This is a genomic window from Amycolatopsis plumensis (genome assembly GCF_042652605.1).
GTDB lineage: Bacteria > Actinomycetota > Actinomycetes > Mycobacteriales > Pseudonocardiaceae > Amycolatopsis > Amycolatopsis plumensis.
Genome location: NZ_JBHSJY010000001.1, coordinates 3,965,463 through 3,983,495, shown reverse-complemented (window position 1 = coordinate 3,983,495; position 18,033 = coordinate 3,965,463). Strand labels below are relative to the sequence as shown.

The following is an 18,033-nucleotide window of genomic DNA, read 5'->3' as shown; positions in this document are numbered from 1 at the left end:
GCACCGCGCACCCAGCGCCGCCGCCCTCGGCGCGCACCTCACGCGGGCAGAGTGAGGCGCTGCCCCAGCCCGCCGTCCACCGGGAGGTCGGCTCCCGTGGTGAACGTCGCCTCGAAGGCCAAGAACAGCACCGCCGCCGCGACTTCCTCCACCGTGGCGTGCCTCTTCAGCGGGGTGATCTCGTCGCCGATCTCCTTGAACTCCGCCAGCACCTCGTCCGGCACGCCGGTGACGCCCATCGTCGGCGTGTCGGTGTAGCCCGGGCTGACCACGTTCACCCGGATCCCACGCGGGGCCAGCTCGGCCGCGTACGTGCGGGCGAACGAGCGCACCGCCGCCTTCGCCGCCGAATACAGGCCCATTCCGGCGATCCCCGCCTCGGCCGCGACCGACGTCGTGAACACGTACGAGCCGCCGGGGCGGACCAGCGGGGCGAGCCGCCGGGCCGTGAAGTACGCGCCCTTGGTGTTGATGTCGAACGTCCGGTCGTACAGCTCCGGTGTCGCGTCCTCGTACGGGGTCAGTGTCGAGAAGCCGACGTTGATGAACACCAGGTCCAGCTCGCCGAGCGTGTCGGCGGCCACCGCACCCAGTTCGGCGACGTCGTCGAGGCGGGCCGCGTCCGACGACAGCAGGTGCGCCTTGCCCGGCAGCTTCCCTTCCAGCGGCGAGACGTCCCGGCCGGTCAGCAGCACCTCCGCGCCGCCGTCGAGCAGGGCGCGGACCACCGCCAGCCCCATTCCGTGCGTGCCGCCGGTGACGACGGCCTTCTTCCCGAGGTACTTCACCGGATCTCCTCGATGACACTGGCGATCGCGTGCGAGCCGTGGCCCGCCGCGACCGTGCGGTCGAACAATTCCTGCAGCGCGGCGGGTACCGCCGGGCTGATCCCCTGCGCACGGCTCGTCTCCACCAGGAGGGCGAGCCCGGCCGCGTTGATGTCCAAAGCGGACACGTCGGTCTCGTAGTTCCCGCTCGCGACCTGCTCGCCGATGCCCGGCAGGAACCCGCCGACGGCCGACTGCCACGCCGACGCCATCGGCGCGAACTGCGCCGGCGTGACGCCCTCGGTCCCGACCAGCGCCAGCGCGTGCAGGTAGCCGGCCATGGTCGACCACATCATGCCGAGCAGCGCCAGGTCGTACAGCGCCGCCAGCCCCGCGTCTTCGCCGAGGAACACCGGTGCTCCGAGCACTTCCAGCACGTCGCGCTGCGCCGCGAACACCGTCTCGCTGCCGCTGTAGAGCACCTGCGCCGCCGGCGTCCCGATGCCCTGCGGCACGGCCATGATCACGCCGTCCACATAGTCGATGCCTTCGGACGCGGCCCACTTAGCGACACCGCGCGCCTGCTCCGGCGTCCCGGACGTGAGATTGACGAGCACTTTCGGCGCAGCGGCCTCGAGCACCGGCTGCTGAATGTCATAAGTGGACAGACAGCTGAGGACGACGTCCACCGAACCGACCTCCGCGGGCGTGGCCGCGAGCCGGGCGCCGCGGTCGAGCAGTGGTCCCGCCTTCAGCGGCGACCGGTTCCACACCGAAACGTCGTGTCCCGCCCCCAGGAGCGCCCCGGCGAGGGCGGTGCCCATCCGCCCCAGGCCGAGTACGCCCACTTGTTTCTTGCTTTCTCCCATGGCTTCCATGCTGCGGGCGCGCTTTACACTGGCCAAGTACCGACTAATAAGTCAGGTACCCACCAAAACGTAAGGATCCTGGATGCAGCCACGAACGTACCGCTGTGGGTTGGACGCGGCCGTCGACGTCATCGGCGGCCGGTGGAAGGCGCTGATCCTGTGGGCCCTGCACGCCCAGCCGCTGCGGTTCGGCGAGCTGAAGCGGAAGGTCGCGGGGATCAGCGAGAAGATGCTGATCCAGGCGCTGCGGGAGCTGGAGGCGGACGAGATCGTGCACCGCGAGGTGTTCCACGAGATCCCGCCGAAGGTCGAGTACTCGCTGACGGAGCTGGGTCAGCGGCTGAACACCGCGTTGCTGCCGCTGGGCGACTGGGGTGAGGAGAACATGGCCGGCATCGCGAAGCGCCGCGGCGTCACGCCGGCGCCACCGCATACTGCTTCAGCGTGATCGCGTTGCCCGCCTTGAGCGGCAGCTCCTCGATCAGCTTGCGCCACGGCAGGTACGGCAGCAGCCGGTAGTTCAGGTTGCGGAACCGCAGCCACCCGCGCGTCGGCGGGACGAACCACTTCCCGTTGCCCTCGGCGAGTTTCTGGCAGACGTCGACGAACCCGCGCATCTCGCGGGAGTAGGCGTCGAACGCCGCCGTGTGGTCGCCGCCGGCGGCCGCGAGCTCGCCCGCGAGCACGTACGCGCCGACGATCGCCAGGCTCGTGCCCATCCCCGAAAGCGGCGCGGCGCAGTACCCGGCGTCGCCGACCAGCGCGACGCGCCCGCGTGCGTACGAGTCCAGCTTGATCTGGCTCGCCGAGTCGAAGTAGAAGTCCGGCGCTTCCCGCATGGCTTCGAGCAGCGTCGAAGTCTCCCAGCCGACGTCGCGGAAGGTCTCCTCGACGATCCGGCGCTGCTGCCCGACGTCGCGGTGGTCGTGGTCCAGCCGGTCCGAGCCGAACCAGAACAGCGCCTTCGCTTCGGTGTTGTCCCGCGCGCTGTAGACGCCGACGGTCCGGTTCGGCTCGTTGTAGAACCGGCCGGCGCGGTCGAGGCCGAGGTGGTTCGGCACGGTGAAGATCGAGACGTAGTAGCCGAGGTCGTGGCGGAACCGGGATTCGTCGCCGAAGACCAGCGACCGCACGTTCGAGTGCAGCCCGTCGGCCCCGATGACGAGGTCGAACTCACGCGGCTCGCCGTGGGCGAAGGTGACCGTGACGCCGTCGCCGTGCTCGGTGATACCGGTGATCGAGTCGCCGAAGACGTACTCGACCCCGTCACGCGTCTCCTCGTACAGGATGCGCGCGAGGTCGCCGCGCAGGATTTCCAGTTCGCCGCTCTGGTAGGTCGCGGGCGTGACCACCAGCGGCCGATCCGCACTGTCCACATAGGTCACGTCGCCCATCCGGGTCGCCGCCGCTTCGATCGCCTCCAGCAGGCCCATGCTCTCGAGAACACGAAGGGACGCACCGCGGAAGTCGACCGCGTAGCCGCCGTCGCGCAGTTCGGGAGCGCGTTCGACGACCGTCGCCGTGAAGCCGTGACGGCGGAGCCAGAAGGCCAGGGCGGGGCCGGCGACGCTCGCACCGGAGATGAGGACTCGTCTGTTCTGCATGCCGAGAACCGTAATCCCGATTTGGGCGATCGCGCAAGGCGTTTGCCTAAGGCGTTCGTGCTAGACTCCGGACATGGGCAACAAGGAGTCACTGCTGGCCGGCGCCAAGCGCTGTCTGTACGAGAAGGGCTACGCCCGCACGACGGTGCGAGACCTGGCCTCGGCGGCGAACGTGAGCATGGCGGCCATCGGCTACCACTTCGGCTCACGCGAGGCGCTGCTCAACGCCGCACTGATCGAGGCGAACGAGGAGTGGGGCGAAACGCTGGCGAAGACGCTGCAGGTGGAGACGCCGCCGGGCGCGGCACCGGCCGAGCGGTTCGAGCTGATCTGGCAGCGCGTGATCGAGTCGTTCGGCGAGCACCGCCGGATGTGGGCGGTGAGCTTCGAGGCCTGCTCGCAGCCGGACCTCGACGAGCACGTCCGCGCCCAGCTGGCGAACGCCGTCGAGCAGGCCCGGCACGGCCTGGCCCACCTCCTCCAGGACCTCGACGACGGAAGCGCCGAAGCCCGGGCCGCCGGCACGGTGCACCAGGCCCTGCTCTCGGGCGTGATGCTCCAGTGGCTGATCGACCCGGGCCACGCCCCCTCGGGCGCCGACCTGGTCCGCGGCCTGCGCCTGGTCGCGAAGGACGTCCTCCCCTAGGCGGTGACCAGCTGGGCGCCGGCGAAGAACGTTCGCGCGGCCGCCGTCGCATCGTCGTCCAGGAGCACGTCACCCGGGCGGCTGCCGTTGCCGAGCAGGACCCCGGCCCAATTCATGCCCAGGTACTCCGCGCACAGTTCCAGCGTGCCGATCAGCGGCTGGGCCTCGCGCGGCGTCTCGCTCAGGACGCTCACGCCCCACAGCGTCTTGCCGCGCATCCGCGGCTTGAACTCCACCGGCAGCCGCATCCAGCCCGACCAGTAGTCGAGGTAGAGCTTCACGCTCGCCGCGACCGAGTACCAGTACACCGGCGACACGATGACGATGTCGGTCGCGGCGAAGGTCGCGTCCATCAGCAGCTGCTCGTTCTCGCCGGGCTCCGGGTGCGAACCGGCGCCGTGCCGGCGGTCCTCGAACGGCGGCAGCGGCACCTCGGGCAGCCGGATCCAGCGCTGCTCGACGTCCTTGGGCAGCTCCTTGGCCGCCAGGCGGGCCAGCATTTCCGTGTTGCCCCCGGCCCGCGCGGCACCCACCAGGAACAGGAAGCTGCGATCGCTCATGTCTCACCCTTCGATGTACTTGCATGTACATATAAATACTCTCCCTGGACTATCCTGACGTCAAGAGGAGGCCGAAAAATGACCGTCGACGAACAGGCCTGGGGGCGCGTTCTCGTGCTGCACGCCCGGGTCGAACAGGAACTGGCCAAGGCCCTGCAGCGCCGCCACGGGCTCGGCCTGTCCGAGTACCGAGCACTCGGCAAGCTGGTCGCGGGCCCCCGCGGCGGCCTGCGGATGCAGGAACTCGCCGACGCGATCGGCCTCAACCAGAGCTCGGTCAGCCGGATGTGCGCCCGGCTCGAAGACGCCGGCCTGACCATCCGCGACCTGTGCGAAGACGACCGCCGCGGCGTCTATTCGGTGATCACCGACACCGGCCGCAAGCGCTACGCCGAGACCGAGCCGACGTACAACGCGGTGCTGCGGACCGCGCTCGACAAGGCCGCGAGCGACCCGGAGCTGGCCGACGCCGTCTCCGCCGTCCGCGGCGCTTGACCCTTATATGCCTCAGTGGTTATATGCACGCATGCCCGCGAAACTGCAGACCGACGGCGAACGCCCGGTGCTCCGGCTGGAACGCCGCCTGAAGCACGCGCCCGAGAAGGTGTGGCACGCCATCACCGATCCGGCCGAGCTCGCGCATTGGTTCCCCGCGAAGGTCGACGTCGAGCTGCGAACCGGCGGCGCGATCCGGTTCACCTTCCCCGGCGAGGACAGCACGACGACCGGGCAGGTCGTCACGGTCGAGCCGCCCCGCGAGTTCACCTTCGTCTGGAACGACGACACGCTGCGCTGGCTGATCTCCCCCGACGGCGACGGCAGCCTCCTGGAGTTCACCCACACCTTCGGCCGCGGTGACCCGGCCATCGCGAAGCTGGCCGGGGGCCGCACCGCCGCCGGCTGGGACGTCTGCCTCGACGCGCTCGCCGCGCGCCTGGCCGGGCAGGAGTTCGAGCAGCCGCAGCGGTGGCACGAGCGGATGGTGTCCTATGTGGAGGAATTCGGCCTTGCCGACGGCGAAGTCCTCGGCGACGGCACGATCCGCTTCCGCCGCGACCTCGGCTGGAAACCCCTCGGCGAACTCCGGCCGCTGCTGCCGGACGAATCCGGCTGGCAGCTGGTCCACGACCCCCGCGAAGGCACCCGCGTCGAGTTCACCGAACCGGCGGGCGACGACGTCCCGGCGCAGCTGGCGCGGCGGCACGAACAACTCGACCGGCTGTTCGCCGCCACCCACGGCGTCAGCCTCCCCGGCTGGCCGCCCGAGCGCGTCGAAGCCGTGAAGAAGCATTACGCGGAGCATCCGACCCAAGGTTGACGCGCGGGCGGAAGGTCCGCATTACGGTCGGTTCATGCGCATTCGCGTCGTCCTGGACGTCTTGGCCGTCCTCGTGCTGACCGTGGCGGCCGGCGGCAACCTCGCCGCCGGCGCGTGGTCGCTGCCGCCGTGGCTGCCCGGCTGGCTCGGCTGGACCATCCTCGTGCTGAGCGCCGGACCGATCGTGCTGCGGCGCTGGTGGCCGCGGCCCGCCTACATCCTTTCGCTGGTGCTGACCGCGGCGGCGGTGCCGATCGGCGGGCCGGTGCTGGCGGTCGCCGTCGTGTCGGCCGGCTGCGCGCTCTACACGTTCGTGGTGAGCCGCGGCAGCCGCGCTTCGCGGGTCGGGTTGGCGGCCGGGCTGCTCGCGGTCGGCCTCGTCGGTGTCTCGGTGCCGAACCCGAGCACGGCGACGACGGTGAACTTCGGCGCGTCGGCGCTGATCGTCGGCTTCGCGCTCGGCATCGCGGTCCACGGCCGCCGCGAATACGCCGCGATCGAACGGGAAAACCACGCCCGGGAAGCGGTTTCGGCCGAGCGCCTGCGGATCGCCCGCGAGATGCACGACGTCGTCGCGCACAGCATGAGCCTGATCGCGGTGAAGGCGGCGGTCGGCAACCACGTCGCCCTCGAGCAGCCCGACCAGGCCCGCGACGCGCTGCGCGTCATCGAAGACACCAGCCGCGAGACCCTGGCCGAGCTGCGGCGCATGCTCGGCGTGCTGCGCGACGGCACCGGCGTCCCGGCGCTGGCCCCCGCGCCGTCGCTCGCCGACCTGCGGGCGCTCGCCGAACGCGCGCAGCAGGCGGGCCCCGCCGTCGACCTGGTCGTCGACGGCCTGACCGAGCTGCCGAGCGGAGTCGGCCAGTCGGTGTACCGGATCGTCCAGGAGGCACTGACCAATGTGGTCAAGCACGCGGCCGCGACAACGTGCCGCATCCACGTCACGGGCGGCGACGGCGAGGTGACCATCGAAGTGCTCGACGACGGCCGCGGCGGCGAAGCCGTGCCGGGGCACGGGCTGATCGGGATGCGCGAGCGCGTCGCGGTCTACGAGGGGGAATTCTCCGCGGCCCCCGCCGAAGCCGGCTTCCGCGTCTTCGCGCGGCTGCCCTACGGAGAACCGGCGGCGGCCCGATGACCCGCGTCCTGATCGCCGACGACCAGGCCCTGCTGCGCGGAAGCTTCCGGGTCCTGGTCGACAGCGCACCGGGCCTCGAGGTGGTCGGCGAGGCATCCGACGGCGCCGAGGCGGTGGCCCTGACCCGCGTCGAGCGGCCGGACGTGGTGCTGATGGACGTCCGCATGCCGGAGATGGACGGCATCGAAGCCACCCGCCGCATCTGCGCGGAGACCGACGTCCGCGTCCTGATGCTGACGACGTTCGACCTCGACGAGTACGTGTATTCGGCGTTGCGCGCGGGCGCCAGCGGCTTCCTCCTGAAGGACACCCGCCCGGCCGACCTCTTGGCGGCCATCGAGGTGGTGGCCTCCGGCGACGCCCTCCTGGCCCCCTCGGTGACCCGGCGGCTGGTGGCGGAGTTCGCCCGCCTGCCCTCGGGCCCGGTGACCCGCCTGGACGGGGTGACGGCCCGCGAGCAGGAGGTGCTGACGTTGATCGCGCGGGGCCTGTCGAACGACGAGATCGCGGCTCGCCTCCACCTGGGCATCGCCACGGTGAAGACCCACATCGGACGGCTGCTGCACAAGCTCGCGGCCCGCGACCGCGCCCAGCTGGTGATCGCGGCGTACGAGTCGGGACTGGTCCGCCCTACACCGCCCGCGTGAACGGGGCGAACCGCATCGAGGCGTCGCCGGGCAGCGAGCGGCCCTCCAGAACGAGCCGGGGCGCCAGGGCACCCGGGACCAGCCCGCGCTCCCGGACCCACGCCGTGAGCGCGGGGAACCGGAAGTCCGGGTCCACCCGCACCTCGCCGGAAACCGTCCGCGCCACCCCGCGGATCAGCGCCTTGGCCTGCTCCTCCGAGTCCGCCACCACCGGCCCGACCACCGTCACGTGCCCGATGTCCGTTCCGAACGCGAACCCGCCATCGACCACGAACGGCGTCCCCAGCCGCTGCAGGAACGCCCGCCGATCGGCACCGTGAGCCGCGAGATCCAGCGCGAGCACCTCCGGCAACGCCCCGGGGACAGCACCGACCCCGCCATCGTCGGCAAAGCGCCCGACGTGACCTTGGCACCCGCCGTCGACCACGAACCCCATCGACTCGTACAGCGGCCGGCCGAGCTTCGACGCGTGCAGCCACACCACCCGGTCACCGGCGGCCGCGACCGCGTGCGCGGTGATCGCCCGGCCCAGCCCCCGCCGCTCGTACCGCGGCGCGACCAGCACCATCGAGATCGACGCCACCGGACCGAACGGCACGAGGACGCAGGTCGCGGCCAGACCGCGGCCGTCCGGGGCGTCGATCCCGAACACCGTCCCCACCTCGTGGAGCAGGGCCCACTTCGGTGGTTCGCGCGGCCACGACCGGGACTCGGCCAGGGCGGAGCAGGCGGGCAGGTCGGCGGCGGTCAGGTTCCGGATCTCCACGGACGTTGCCTACGCCACACGCCAAGTGACCCACAAGTAGTTAAGCTCCCGTGGCATGAGCAGTGCGACGGAGCCGCTCGGGACGCCGCCCGAGGATGAACCGGACATCCACACCACGGCCGGCAAGCTGGCCGACCTGTACCGCCGGTACGACGAGGCGGTGCACGCGGGCTCGGCCCGCGCGGTGGAGAAGCAGCACGCCAAGGGCAAGAAAACCGCGCGGGAACGCATCGAGCTGCTGCTCGACGAGAACTCGTTCGTCGAGCTCGACGAGCTGGCCCGGCACCGCTCGACCAACTTCGGGCAGGAGAAGAACCGCCCGTACGGCGACGGCGTCGTCACCGGCTACGGCACCGTCGACGGCCGCCCGGTGTGCGTGTTCAGCCAGGACGTCACCGTCTTCGGCGGCAGCCTCGGCGAGGTCTACGGCGAGAAGATCGTCAAGGTGATGGACCTCGCCATCAAGACCGGCCGGCCGATCATCGGCATCAACGAGGGCGGCGGCGCGCGCATCCAGGAGGGTGTCGTCTCGCTCGGCCTGTACGGCGAGATCTTCAACCGGAACGTCAAGGCGTCCGGCGTCATCCCGCAGATTTCGCTGATCATGGGCGCGAACGCGGGCGGCCACGTCTACTCCCCCGCGCTGACCGACTTCATCGTAATGGTTGACGAGACCTCGCAGATGTTCATCACCGGCCCGGACGTGGTCAAGACGGTCACCGGCGAGGACGTCACCTTCGAGGAGCTCGGCGGCGGCCGCACCCACAACACGAAGTCCGGCGTCGCGCACTATCTGGGTTCCGACGACGAAGACGCGATCGCCTACGTCAAGGAACTGCTTTCCTACCTGCCGCAGAACAACCTGTCCGACGCGCCGGTGTTCGACCCGCCGGCCGACCGGCCCGGGTTCTTCGACGACGTCACCGACGCCGACCGCGAGCTCGACACGATCATCCCGGACTCGCCGAACACCCCGTACGACATGCACGAGGTGATCACCCGGGTCGTCGACGACGGCGACTTCCTCGAGGTCCACGAGCTGTTCGCGCCGAACATCATCGTCGGCTTCGGCCGCGTCGACGGCCACAGCGTCGGCGTGGTGGCCAACCAGCCGACGCAGTTCGCCGGCTGCCTCGACATCGACGCGTCCGAGAAGGCCGCGCGGTTCGTGCGCACCTGCGACGCGTTCAACATCCCGGTGCTCACCTTCGTCGACGTCCCGGGCTTCCTCCCGGGCACCGACCAGGAGTGGAACGGCATCATCCGCCGCGGCGCGAAGCTGATCTACGCCTACGCGGAGGCGACGGTCCCGCTGGTCACGATCATCACGCGCAAGGCGTTCGGCGGCGCGTACGACGTCATGGGCTCGAAGCACCTCGGCGCCGACATCAACCTGGCCTGGCCGACCGCGCAGGTCGCGGTGATGGGCGCCCAGGGCGCGGCGAACATCGTCCACCGCAAGACCCTGGCCAACGCGGCCAACGAGGGTCGCGACGTCGACCAGCTGCGCGCCGAGCTGATCCAGGAGTACGAGGACACGCTCCTGAACCCGTACGCGGCGGCCGAGCGCGGGTACGTCGACTCGGTGATCGTGCCGGCGCACACCCGCGGGCACGTCGCGCGGGCGCTGTCGCTGCTGCGGAACAAGCGGGAGTCGCTGCCGCCCAAGAAGCACGGGAACATCCCGCTGTGAGCGAGGAGAGCCGTCCCCTGCTGAGGGTGGTCCGCGGAAACCCGAGCGACGCTGAACTGGCGGCGCTGACGGCGGTCGTCGCCGCGGCGTCGGTCGCGAAAGCGCCGGAGAAGCCGAAGCCGCGTACGTCGTGGTGGGGTGACCACGCTGCTTCGCTGCGTCGGCCGCTTCACCCCGGCGAAGGTGCTTGGCGCGCTTCGGGTTTGCCTCAGGCCTGAGACTGAGCGGCGCTTAGTATCCCCTCACGGCGCGGAGGCGGGTCCCTTTCAGCTGCACGCTGACCACCTGGTTGCCGGGTGCTTGTAGACCTCCGCAGTCCAGCCGACCCTTCAGCAGAGTGCTAAAAAGCTCTCAAAGCTGCTACACTCCTCCCTTAGGCCTGTGACGTAGGCCTGAAGTGCGGCGAAGAAGGCAGTGATGAGCGAAAATAGCTTTATTGAGGTCTCAAGCGAGGCTGTCGGGCGTATCCGTCTGCTGCAGTCGGCATGGCATACTTCCGAAGCGGCGGTCATCGACCGCTTGCTCGATTCTTTCGCTCAAGGCGGACGTTCCGCGCCTGAGCAAGTTTCACGCAGTGACCAGTTGGAGGTCCATGCCTCCTACGACGGCCACATCGCCAAGGGGATCTTCGACCTGCGGACACACCACTTGAGGATCACTGACGGTCCCCTGGCCGGCCAGGCGTTCAAATCGCCGAGCGGAGCGGCCATGGCCGTCGTGCGACACGTCAAGCCGGACATCCACAACAACCGAAACGGCTGGACGTTCTGGACGGTCACCGATACCGGGCGACCGCTCGAATCGGTGCGGGCGAGCACGGCCCGGAGACCGACATGACCATCATCGCGGTGGCCATGGCCGTCACCGCAGTCGCGCTCGCCTGGGCCTCCGTCTGCCGCCGCGACACCCAAGCCGCCAAGGACGTCACCCTCGAAGGCCAGCGCAAAGCCCCACCGGAGAAACAGGCCGAGGTCATCGATGCCGGGAGTCGTTTCGCCTATCAGCTGGCAGCGCATCGGCGCTTGACCTTCATCCTCGGCCGGTTCCTGCCGTCACTGCTGCGCCGACACCGATAACGGCGCCTCAGGCCTGAAGGGCGTCGAGAAACACCGTCGGGGCTTCGTTGTCCCGCACGATCGTGCCCAGCAACGCCGCGAGCCGGTCGCGCTCCGGCGTGCTCAGGCTCGCGGCGAGCTCGTCGACCCGGCGGCACGTTGCCGCGTAGAAGTCCTCCGCGAGCTCGCTGCCTTCGCCGGTCAGCAGGACCTGGACCGCCCGGCGGTCGTCCGGGTCCGGCTCGCGGCGGACGAGCCCGCGCCGGACCGCGCGGTCGACCAGGCCGGTGAGGCTGGACTTTTCGAGGCCGAGCGTCGCGCCCAGGTCGCCCATGCCGTACGGACGGCCCATCAGCACGCACAGCAGCTGGCCCTGCTGCACGGTCAGCCCGTACTCACGGGCGGACTCGGCGTAGACGGCGTTCACCAGGAACGACGCCCGCACGAGTCCCGCCACCACACCGAGGTCCGCCCCGCTCTTCCCCATCCGATCAGCCTACGGCTTCCCGCACCGCGGGCACGATTTCCTCCGCCCAGCGCGCGGTGGCGACGGCGTCGGGAGTGCTGCCACCCGGCCCGAAGAGCACGAACCCGGCGGCGCCGTGCTCCAGCACGGCGCCGGTGAGTTCCTCGATCCACTGGTCCGGCGAGCCGCCGATCCAGCGGCCGTCGCCGGTGCGGGTCCTGGCCAGCGGCTCCGCCGTGATGCGGCCCGGGAAGTTGTAGACGGTGGCGATCTCGGCGGGATCGCGCCCGGCGTCCACGGCGGCCTTGTCGATCAGCGGCCGGGACGTCCGGTACCGCTCGCTGAGCCAGTCGGCGGCGTGCCCGGGCATCCACCCGTCGGCCACCCGCCCGGTGACGGACAGGGACTTCGGCCCGACGGACCCGGTCCACACCGGCGGCATCGCCACCGCGGCGGGTTCGAGGTCGGTGACCTGGTAGAACTCGCCGTCGAAGGTGACCGGATCGCCGCCTCCGCCGAGCAGCTTCACGAGCCGGATGCCTTCCTCGAAGGCCCGGACGGCCTGCCCCGGCGTCAGCTTCGTGAAGCCGAGCCGCGCGATGTCGTCCCACAGCCCGCCGACGCCCATGCCGAGCACGATCCGGCCGCCGGTCAGCGCGGACAGGCTCGTGACCGTGCGGGCCAGCATCGACGCCGGCCGCGTCGGCAGGTTGGTGACGCTCACCAGGCCGGAGATGCGTTCGGTCCTGCCGAGCAGGACACCGAGTTCGGCGTACGCGTCGAGCCGGTCGGCGTGGTAGGGGTGATCGGAGACGGTGATGAGGTCGAGCCCGCCGCGGTCGGCCCGGACGGCAAGTTCCAGGGTGTCCGGGACGGCGGTGACGGCCGTGGACACACCGATGCCGAAGTACGTCATGATTCCTCCCAGTTAGTTCGTACTACGAACATATCACAGGTAGTTCTTGATACGAACTACTTGCGTTGCGGGGCCGGAGCCGCGCCCGGAAAACCGGTCGCACCCCCGGTGATCGCTTGCTACCTTGGGTTCCGCCCGGTGCGACGGGGAAGGTTACTTCGGTATCACTTGGTTCGAATCCAGGAACCGGCCATGGCCGGTCAACGCACCTTCTCCACCCGAGACCTCGGGCACCCAACTTCATCCGCACTCCCGGTGCGTCACCGATCTCGGGAGCCACGGCCACACCGGTGCCCGGTGCGCAGGCGAGGGTTACTTCCACTCCTAATGGGCAGGTCGGGGGTTCGAATCCCTCCCGGACCACACCTGCGGTCCGGTAGCTCAGTGGCCTAGAGCAGCTGTGAACCTTCACCGACTTCGATCTCGGGCATCGCTGTGGCCGTGGCTCCCTCCAAAAAAACAGGGGGAGAAATGAGCAAGTTCAACACCGCACGAGCGCCCGCCGCGACCTCTCCGGTCCGCGGCGAGGCCACGCCGTCCACCGTCACCCACGAGGGCGGTGCCGGCTACGCGCGCGACACCAAGTCCGAGCTCTTCCTGCTCGCGGTGGCCAACATGGTCGGCGAGAACGCCTTCTACGAGTCCGCGGACACGCGCGACACGCGCTACGCCGAGCTGGTCCGCCAGTCCACACTGGACGATCCGCAGTGGACGGCCCGGTTCCTGCGCTGGCTGCGCTCCGGCGCGAACCTGCGCACGGCGTCGCTCGTCGGCGCGGCCGAGTTCGCCAAGGCGCGCCGGGACGCCGGCCTCGACGGCCTGAGCCGTCAGGTCGTCGCCGACGTGCTGCAGCGGGCCGACGAGCCCGGTGAGCTGCTCGCGTACTGGACGTCTGTGCACGGCCGCGCCGTGCCGAAGCCGGTCAAGCGCGGGATCGCCGACGCCGCGGTGAAGCTCTACGACGAGCGGTCGTACGCCAAGTGGGACTCCGCCGCGCGGGCGTTCCGGTTCGCCGACGTCCTCGAGCTGACCCACCCGGCAGGCGGGGGTGAGCTGTTCAAGCACATCCTCGACGAGCGGCACGACCGCGGCAACGCGATCCCGGAGTCCCTGGCGACCCTGCGCGCCCGCGCCGAGCTGCTGTCCTGGGACGCCGATCGCCGTCGGGCGCTGTTCACCCGGCCCGACGCCGCGGACGTGCTGCGCGCGGCGGGCATGACGTGGGAGTCCGTCGCCGGGTGGCTGCAGGGCCCGCTGGACGCGCGTGTCTGGGAGGCGCTGATCCCGTCGATGGGCTACATGGCTTGTCTCGCCGAGGGCACCCCGGTCTGGCTCCCGGACGGGACCACGGCTCCGATCGAGGAAGTGGTGCACCGTCGCTTGCCGGTCCTCGCCTACGACCGTCCCTGGGACACGCGCCCGGTACGCTACGGCCCTGGTCAGCAGCCGCGCGAGCGGTCCGTCGGCCGCCTGGTTCCGACGGTGCCGTCGGACTGGATCGACGCCGGTTCACGCCCCGCGTCGACGGTTCGCCTGGCATCAGGTCGTGAGATCACGGCGACGCACGATCACCGCTGGGTCCGTCAGCGGGCTCGCGGCCGACAGGCGTGGGAGTGGACGACGACGGCCGAGCTCGTAGTCGGCGACCGCATCCCGGCTCCGCTCAGTGCGTCGTACTTCGGAACCGAGGGCGACGCCTGGGACGGCTACTTCGTCGGAGCGATGCTCGGCGACGGCGGTATGACGTCCGTGACGCCCGAGTTCCACGGTGACCCGGCCGATGGCGCCTGTGCCTTCATGCGTGACTACGCCGGCAAGCACGGCTGTGGGGTGCGCGAGTACCCGAGGGGCAAGATCGTCCGGATGCGGTTCCCCTTCGCCCGCTGGCGCCGCAACCCGCTGGCCGACGTGCTGCGCGCCTACGAAGTCTGGGGAAAGCGAGCCGAGGTGAAGGCCCTTCCGGATCGCGCGTTCAGCCGCGAGTTCTGGATCGGAGTGCTCTCCGGGCTCATCGACACGGACGGCTGTGTGCGAGAGCGCCGAAACGCCAAGGAGACGTACCACGCCTCAGTGGAGTACGCGACCGTCAGCCGACGGCTCGCCGGTCAGGTCGCGGACGCGCTACTTCGCCTGGGAGTCCCGTCGAGGATCGTCGAACGTGCTCCACGAACCGGCAAGAGCCTCATCGCCGGGCGCGAGGTCATCGGCCGACACCCGCTGTTCACCGTCGAAGTGAGCCGCGCCGTGGGAGTCCGTCGCCTTGCCGAGCTCCTCGACCTCCGGATCGGGTACAAGGCGGCGGCTCTTGCCCGCGCCGCGGCCGGTCTGGCGCACGTTGCTCCCGCAGCGAGCGAGATGCACGGGTACGACCCCTCGGTAACCCTCGATCGGGTTGTCGCGATCGAGGCTGCCGGGGAGGTCCGGGCCTACTGCGTGACCGTCGGTCCTTCTCACCTCTTCGTCGCGAACGGCGTGGTGACCGGCAACTGCCTGCGGAACCTTCGCAACTTCGACGAGGCCGGCGTCTCGGACGAGGTCGCCCAGCGGGTCGCCGAGCGCCTCGCTGACCCGGTGCAGGTCGCCAAGTCGCGGCAGCTGCCGATGCGGTTCCTCGCGGCCTACCGCGCGGCGCCGTCGCTGCGGTGGGCGTGGGCGCTCGAGCGAACGATCGCGCACGCGCTGGCCAACGTGCCGGTGCTGGCCGGCCGGACGCTCGTCCTCGTCGACACGTCGGCGTCGATGAACGACCGGTTCAGCAAGGACGGCAGCCTGATGCGCTGGGACGCGGCCGCGGTGTTCGGACTGGCGCTCGGCCGGCGTTGCGCGAAGGCCGACGTCGTGTCGTTCTCGGACGGCTACTGGGACCACCGGCAGGGCACCAAGGTGTTCAAGCTGCGCCGGGGCGGGTCGCTGCTGAGCGACGTCGAGCGCTGGAAGTCCGGCGGGTTCTTCATCGGCGGCGGCACCGACACGGCGGGCGCGGTGAAGAAGCACTTCGCGAACCACGACCGCGTCGTGATCCTCACCGACGAGCAGGCCGCGTACGGCGACGTCGGGCAGGCGCTGCCCGCCCACGTGCCGCTGTACACCTGGAACCTCGCGGGCTACCGGGCCGGCCACGCACCGTCCGGCAGCGGGCACCGGCACACCTTCGGCGGCCTGACCGACCAGGGTTTCCGGATGATCCCGCTGCTCGAGCGGGGCGAGAAGGCCGACTGGCCGTTCTGAGAGACGCCGTGCAGGCCCCCATGACGAGAGCTTGGGGGCCTGCACGCTGTGTACGGACCGTCACAAGAATGACCGTGGACCACCCCCTAGCCCACCCCGTATAGTCCACGTGGAATAAACGACGTGGAGGGATCTCATCATGGCCTCGCCCAAGCTGACCCCGCTCGGCATCGCCGTGCTGGAGCTGCTCCACGAGGGGCCGATGCACCCGTATGAGATGGCTCAGCTCATGCGCGAGCGGTACGTCCACATGCGGGTCAACGTGAAGGCCGGCTCGCTCTACCACACCGTGGAACGCCTGCTGCGGGACGGACTCATCGAGGTCGTCGACACCCAACGTGACGGACGGCGGCCCGAACGGACGGTCTACGGCATGACCCAGACCGGGCTGGACGAGTTCACCCAGCGCGCCCGCGAACTGCTCGGCGACCTCGCCACGGAGTTCCCGGCCTACCTGTCCGGGCTCGGGGTGATCGACGAACTGGGGCGGGAAGCCTCGCTGATCGAGCTCGAGCACCGGATCACCCGGCTGCGTGCCGCGGTGGCCGGCGACGAGGCGGTGCTGCAGCGGCTGGCCGAGGACGAGACGCCGCCGATCTACTGGCTGGACTGGCGCTACCAGTGCGACCACCGGAAGTTCGAGCTCGAGTGGACCGAACGGCTCCACGACGACCTGCGGTCCGGGCGGATCGCCTTCAAGGACAACGGACAACCCAAGCTCACGCTCATCACCAGGGAAGACGACGATGAACGCAAGACAAGCTAACCCGTGGGCCGCGCTGGGCGCGCTGTGCCTCGGCTTCTTCATGATCCTGCTCGACACGACGATCGTGTCGATCGCGATCCCGACCATGCTGCGCGAACTGGGCGCCGGGCTGAACTCGATCGTCTGGGTGATCAGCGTCTACCTGCTCACCTACGCCGTGCCGATGCTGTTCACCAGCCGGCTCGGTGACCGGTTCGGCCCGAAGCGCGTGTTCCTCGCCGGGCTGATCGTGTTCACCGGCGCGTCGCTGTGGTGCGGCCTGTCCGGCAACGCCGAGATGCTCATCGCCGCGCGGGCCGTGCAGGGGCTCGGCGCCGCGCTGATGACGCCGCAGACGCTGGCGTTCATCACGCACCTGTTCCCGCCGGCCAAGCGCGGCCCGGCGATGGGCATGTGGGGCGGTGTCGCCGGGCTGGCGACGATCGCCGGCCCGCTGCTCGGCGGGGTGCTGGTCGACCACTTCGGCTGGGAGTGGATCTTCTACGTCAACGTGCCGATCGGTGCGGTCGCCGTCGTGCTCACGCTGTTGCTGGTGCCGGACTGGCAGCCGAAGCACTCGCACTCGTTCGACCTGCTGGGGATCGTGCTCTCGAGCGCAGCGCTGCTGTGCATCGTGTTCGGCGTCCAGAACGGCCAGCAGTACGACTGGGGCACGGTCTTCGGCGGCATCACGGTGTTCGAGATCATCGGCGCCGGCGTGGTGCTGATGATCGCGTTCCTGGTGTGGCAGCGCTTCAACAAGCGGGAGCCGCTGCTGCCGCTGCAGGTGTTCTCGAACCGGAACTTCTCGGCCGGGACGCTCACCGCGGCCACCGTCGGCTTCGCGATGACCGGCATGTTCCTGCCGCTGGTGATCTACATCCAGTCGGTGCTCGGACTTAGCCCGACCATGGGCGGCCTGCTCACCGCGCCGATGTCGCTGCTGTCCGGGATCATCGCGCCGTTCGTCGGGCGCGCGTCGGACAAGGTGAACGGCAAGTACCTGGTGATGTTCGGCCTGGCGGCGCTCGCGGCCGGGCTCGGGATCATCGCGCTGCAGGCGACGCCGGACAGCAACGCGTGGTCGTTCGTCCCGGCGCTGCTGGTGTGCGGGCTCGGCATCGGCTGCATCTTCTCGCCGATGAGCAACCTGACCATGGGCTCGGTCGAGCCGCGGCTGGCCGGGACCGCGTCCGGCATCTTCAACACCGCGCGCCAGGTGGGCGGGGTGCTCGGCAGCGCGGCGATCGGCGTGCTGCTGCAGGCGCGGATCAGCGCGTCCATCGCGGACGAGGCGACGAAGGCGGCCGCGCAGCTGCCGGAGCCGTACCGGGCGCCGTTCGCCGAGGGGATCGCGCACGCGGCGGCGAGCACCGGGGAGTTCGGCTCGGCCGGCGGCCCGGCGCCGATGCCGGGGCTGCCCGCGGAGATCGCCGCGCAGGCGGGAAAGCTGGCCACCACGGCGGTCCACAGTGGACTGACCGACGCGGCCCGCGTGACGATGCTGCTGCCGATGGGCGTGCTCCTGCTCGGCGTGATTTCCGCCGCGGTGATGCAGCGGGTCAAGCCGCGCTGGGAAGCCCCGGTGCCCGAAGCGGCCGCGGCGTAGCAC

Annotated in this window: 20 protein-coding genes; 13 read left to right on the top strand and 7 right to left on the bottom strand. The window is 70.3% G+C overall.

Translation table 11 applies throughout. The features are described 5' to 3' along the window. Positions 1-38 precede the first annotated feature (38 nt). Together ACFPLC_RS19325 and ACFPLC_RS19320 are read right to left on the bottom strand one after the other, a co-directional pair. Positions 39-788, bottom strand: a complete 750-nt coding sequence (locus ACFPLC_RS19325; RefSeq protein WP_378204149.1) for an SDR family NAD(P)-dependent oxidoreductase — start codon at positions 786-788, stop codon at positions 39-41. After that, on the bottom strand, positions 785-1,636 hold the full coding sequence (locus ACFPLC_RS19320) for an NAD(P)-dependent oxidoreductase (protein WP_378204146.1): 852 nt from the start codon (positions 1,634-1,636) through the stop codon (positions 785-787). The genes ACFPLC_RS19325 and ACFPLC_RS19320 overlap by 4 nt, the downstream gene beginning before the upstream one ends. A gap of 82 nt (positions 1,637-1,718) precedes the next feature. On the opposite strand from ACFPLC_RS19320, the gene ACFPLC_RS19315 reads away from it, so the two are divergent. Then, the gene (locus ACFPLC_RS19315; RefSeq protein ID WP_378204143.1) at positions 1,719-2,084 is read left to right on the top strand and encodes a winged helix-turn-helix transcriptional regulator; all 366 of its coding nucleotides are present in this window, start codon (positions 1,719-1,721) and stop codon (positions 2,082-2,084) included. On the opposite strand, the gene ACFPLC_RS19310 is transcribed toward ACFPLC_RS19315, so the two are convergent. Further along, on the bottom strand, positions 2,050-3,240 hold the full coding sequence (locus tag ACFPLC_RS19310) for an FAD-dependent monooxygenase (protein ID WP_378204140.1): 1,191 nt from the start codon (positions 3,238-3,240) through the stop codon (positions 2,050-2,052). The genes ACFPLC_RS19315 and ACFPLC_RS19310 overlap by 35 nt on opposite strands. A 73-nt stretch (positions 3,241-3,313) precedes the next feature. Between ACFPLC_RS19310 and ACFPLC_RS19305 the strand changes: the two genes are divergently transcribed. After that, the gene (locus ACFPLC_RS19305) at positions 3,314-3,886 is read left to right on the top strand and encodes a TetR/AcrR family transcriptional regulator (RefSeq protein WP_378204137.1); all 573 of its coding nucleotides are present in this window, start codon (positions 3,314-3,316) and stop codon (positions 3,884-3,886) included. Here ACFPLC_RS19305 and ACFPLC_RS19300 read toward each other — a convergent pair. Further along, positions 3,883-4,446, bottom strand: a complete 564-nt coding sequence (locus ACFPLC_RS19300; RefSeq protein ID WP_378204134.1) for a flavodoxin family protein — start codon at positions 4,444-4,446, stop codon at positions 3,883-3,885. The genes ACFPLC_RS19305 and ACFPLC_RS19300 overlap by 4 nt on opposite strands. A 78-nt stretch (positions 4,447-4,524) precedes the next feature. Between ACFPLC_RS19300 and ACFPLC_RS19295 the strand changes: the two genes are divergently transcribed. The 4 genes from ACFPLC_RS19295 to ACFPLC_RS19280 are packed head-to-tail and all read left to right on the top strand — an operon-like array spanning position 4,525 to position 7,552. Further along, entirely contained in the window at positions 4,525-4,941 is a 417-nt protein-coding gene (locus tag ACFPLC_RS19295; RefSeq protein WP_378204131.1) for a MarR family winged helix-turn-helix transcriptional regulator, read from the top strand. Between the two features lie 31 nt (positions 4,942-4,972). Then, the gene (locus ACFPLC_RS19290) at positions 4,973-5,764 is read left to right on the top strand and encodes an SRPBCC family protein (protein WP_378204128.1); all 792 of its coding nucleotides are present in this window, start codon (positions 4,973-4,975) and stop codon (positions 5,762-5,764) included. Positions 5,765-5,798: 34 nt separating this feature from the next. Then, entirely contained in the window at positions 5,799-6,905 is a 1,107-nt protein-coding gene (locus tag ACFPLC_RS19285) for a sensor histidine kinase (protein ID WP_378204125.1), read from the top strand. Next, positions 6,902-7,552, top strand: a complete 651-nt coding sequence (locus tag ACFPLC_RS19280; RefSeq protein ID WP_191312066.1) for a response regulator — start codon at positions 6,902-6,904, stop codon at positions 7,550-7,552. Before ACFPLC_RS19285 ends, ACFPLC_RS19280 begins: the two co-directional genes overlap by 4 nt. Here ACFPLC_RS19280 and ACFPLC_RS19275 read toward each other — a convergent pair. Further along, a complete protein-coding gene (locus tag ACFPLC_RS19275) occupies positions 7,536-8,318 on the bottom strand; it encodes a GNAT family N-acetyltransferase (RefSeq protein WP_378204121.1) in 783 nt (260 codons plus the stop codon). The two genes, ACFPLC_RS19280 and ACFPLC_RS19275, sit on opposite strands and share 17 nt — an antisense overlap. A gap of 55 nt (positions 8,319-8,373) precedes the next feature. Between ACFPLC_RS19275 and ACFPLC_RS19270 the strand changes: the two genes are divergently transcribed. From ACFPLC_RS19270 to ACFPLC_RS19255, 4 genes are all read left to right on the top strand, one after another. Further along, the gene (locus tag ACFPLC_RS19270; RefSeq protein WP_378204118.1) at positions 8,374-10,011 is read left to right on the top strand and encodes an acyl-CoA carboxylase subunit beta; all 1,638 of its coding nucleotides are present in this window, start codon (positions 8,374-8,376) and stop codon (positions 10,009-10,011) included. Continuing rightward, positions 10,008-10,229 carry an acyl-CoA carboxylase subunit epsilon gene (locus ACFPLC_RS19265; RefSeq protein WP_378204115.1) on the top strand — a complete coding sequence of 74 codons (222 nt, stop codon included), beginning with the start codon at positions 10,008-10,010 and terminating at the stop codon, positions 10,227-10,229. The genes ACFPLC_RS19270 and ACFPLC_RS19265 overlap by 4 nt, the downstream gene beginning before the upstream one ends. 364 nt (positions 10,230-10,593) lie before the next feature. Next, positions 10,594-10,848 carry a hypothetical protein gene (locus tag ACFPLC_RS19260; protein WP_378235877.1) on the top strand — a complete coding sequence of 85 codons (255 nt, stop codon included), beginning with the start codon at positions 10,594-10,596 and terminating at the stop codon, positions 10,846-10,848. Continuing rightward, positions 10,845-11,087 carry a hypothetical protein gene (locus ACFPLC_RS19255; RefSeq protein WP_378204109.1) on the top strand — a complete coding sequence of 81 codons (243 nt, stop codon included), beginning with the start codon at positions 10,845-10,847 and terminating at the stop codon, positions 11,085-11,087. The genes ACFPLC_RS19260 and ACFPLC_RS19255 overlap by 4 nt, the downstream gene beginning before the upstream one ends. 7 nt (positions 11,088-11,094) lie before the next feature. Here ACFPLC_RS19255 and ACFPLC_RS19250 read toward each other — a convergent pair whose 3' ends face one another. Further along, positions 11,095-11,553: a MarR family winged helix-turn-helix transcriptional regulator gene (locus ACFPLC_RS19250; RefSeq protein ID WP_191312074.1), complete on the bottom strand. Its 459-nt coding sequence runs from the start codon at positions 11,551-11,553 to the stop codon at positions 11,095-11,097. A gap of 4 nt (positions 11,554-11,557) precedes the next feature. Further along, positions 11,558-12,448 (bottom strand): LLM class flavin-dependent oxidoreductase, encoded by an 891-nt coding sequence (locus tag ACFPLC_RS19245; protein ID WP_378204106.1) that lies wholly within the window; start codon positions 12,446-12,448, stop codon positions 11,558-11,560. A 471-nt stretch (positions 12,449-12,919) separates the two neighbouring features. Between ACFPLC_RS19245 and ACFPLC_RS19240 the strand changes: the two genes are divergently transcribed. The 3 genes from ACFPLC_RS19240 to ACFPLC_RS19230 all read left to right on the top strand — a co-directional run bounded on the left by ACFPLC_RS19240 (position 12,920) and on the right by ACFPLC_RS19230 (position 18,030). Beyond that, positions 12,920-15,676, top strand: coding sequence for an LAGLIDADG family homing endonuclease (locus ACFPLC_RS19240; protein ID WP_378204103.1), 2,757 nt, complete (start codon positions 12,920-12,922; stop codon positions 15,674-15,676). 139 nt (positions 15,677-15,815) lie between these two features. After that, positions 15,816-16,442, top strand: a complete 627-nt coding sequence (locus tag ACFPLC_RS19235) for a helix-turn-helix transcriptional regulator (RefSeq protein ID WP_378204100.1) — start codon at positions 15,816-15,818, stop codon at positions 16,440-16,442. Then, the gene (locus tag ACFPLC_RS19230) at positions 16,423-18,030 is read left to right on the top strand and encodes a DHA2 family efflux MFS transporter permease subunit (protein ID WP_378204098.1); all 1,608 of its coding nucleotides are present in this window, start codon (positions 16,423-16,425) and stop codon (positions 18,028-18,030) included. Before ACFPLC_RS19235 ends, ACFPLC_RS19230 begins: the two co-directional genes overlap by 20 nt. Positions 18,031-18,033 lie beyond the last annotated feature (3 nt).

What these genes read in the sequence shown, in the direction of transcription:
- ACFPLC_RS19285 (WP_378204125.1), top strand. Translation starts at nt 5,799, where the DNA reads ATGCGCATTCGCGTCGTCCTGGACGTCTTGGCCGTCCTCGTGCTGACC.
- ACFPLC_RS19310 (WP_378204140.1), bottom strand. Translation starts at nt 3,240, where the DNA reads ATGCAGAACAGACGAGTCCTCATCTCCGGTGCGAGCGTCGCCGGCCCC.
- ACFPLC_RS19305 (WP_378204137.1), top strand. Translation starts at nt 3,314, where the DNA reads ATGGGCAACAAGGAGTCACTGCTGGCCGGCGCCAAGCGCTGTCTGTAC.
- ACFPLC_RS19250 (WP_191312074.1), bottom strand. Translation starts at nt 11,553, where the DNA reads ATGGGGAAGAGCGGGGCGGACCTCGGTGTGGTGGCGGGACTCGTGCGG.
- ACFPLC_RS19245 (WP_378204106.1), bottom strand. Translation starts at nt 12,448, where the DNA reads ATGACGTACTTCGGCATCGGTGTGTCCACGGCCGTCACCGCCGTCCCG.
- ACFPLC_RS19295 (WP_378204131.1), top strand. Translation starts at nt 4,525, where the DNA reads ATGACCGTCGACGAACAGGCCTGGGGGCGCGTTCTCGTGCTGCACGCC.
- ACFPLC_RS19235 (WP_378204100.1), top strand. Translation starts at nt 15,816, where the DNA reads ATGGCCTCGCCCAAGCTGACCCCGCTCGGCATCGCCGTGCTGGAGCTG.
- ACFPLC_RS19240 (WP_378204103.1), top strand. Translation starts at nt 12,920, where the DNA reads ATGAGCAAGTTCAACACCGCACGAGCGCCCGCCGCGACCTCTCCGGTC.
- ACFPLC_RS19300 (WP_378204134.1), bottom strand. Translation starts at nt 4,446, where the DNA reads ATGAGCGATCGCAGCTTCCTGTTCCTGGTGGGTGCCGCGCGGGCCGGG.
- ACFPLC_RS19230 (WP_378204098.1), top strand. Translation starts at nt 16,423, where the DNA reads ATGAACGCAAGACAAGCTAACCCGTGGGCCGCGCTGGGCGCGCTGTGC.
- ACFPLC_RS19315 (WP_378204143.1), top strand. Translation starts at nt 1,719, where the DNA reads ATGCAGCCACGAACGTACCGCTGTGGGTTGGACGCGGCCGTCGACGTC.
- ACFPLC_RS19255 (WP_378204109.1), top strand. Translation starts at nt 10,845, where the DNA reads ATGACCATCATCGCGGTGGCCATGGCCGTCACCGCAGTCGCGCTCGCC.
- ACFPLC_RS19270 (WP_378204118.1), top strand. Translation starts at nt 8,374, where the DNA reads ATGAGCAGTGCGACGGAGCCGCTCGGGACGCCGCCCGAGGATGAACCG.
- ACFPLC_RS19290 (WP_378204128.1), top strand. Translation starts at nt 4,973, where the DNA reads ATGCCCGCGAAACTGCAGACCGACGGCGAACGCCCGGTGCTCCGGCTG.
- ACFPLC_RS19280 (WP_191312066.1), top strand. Translation starts at nt 6,902, where the DNA reads ATGACCCGCGTCCTGATCGCCGACGACCAGGCCCTGCTGCGCGGAAGC.
- ACFPLC_RS19320 (WP_378204146.1), bottom strand. Translation starts at nt 1,636, where the DNA reads ATGGGAGAAAGCAAGAAACAAGTGGGCGTACTCGGCCTGGGGCGGATG.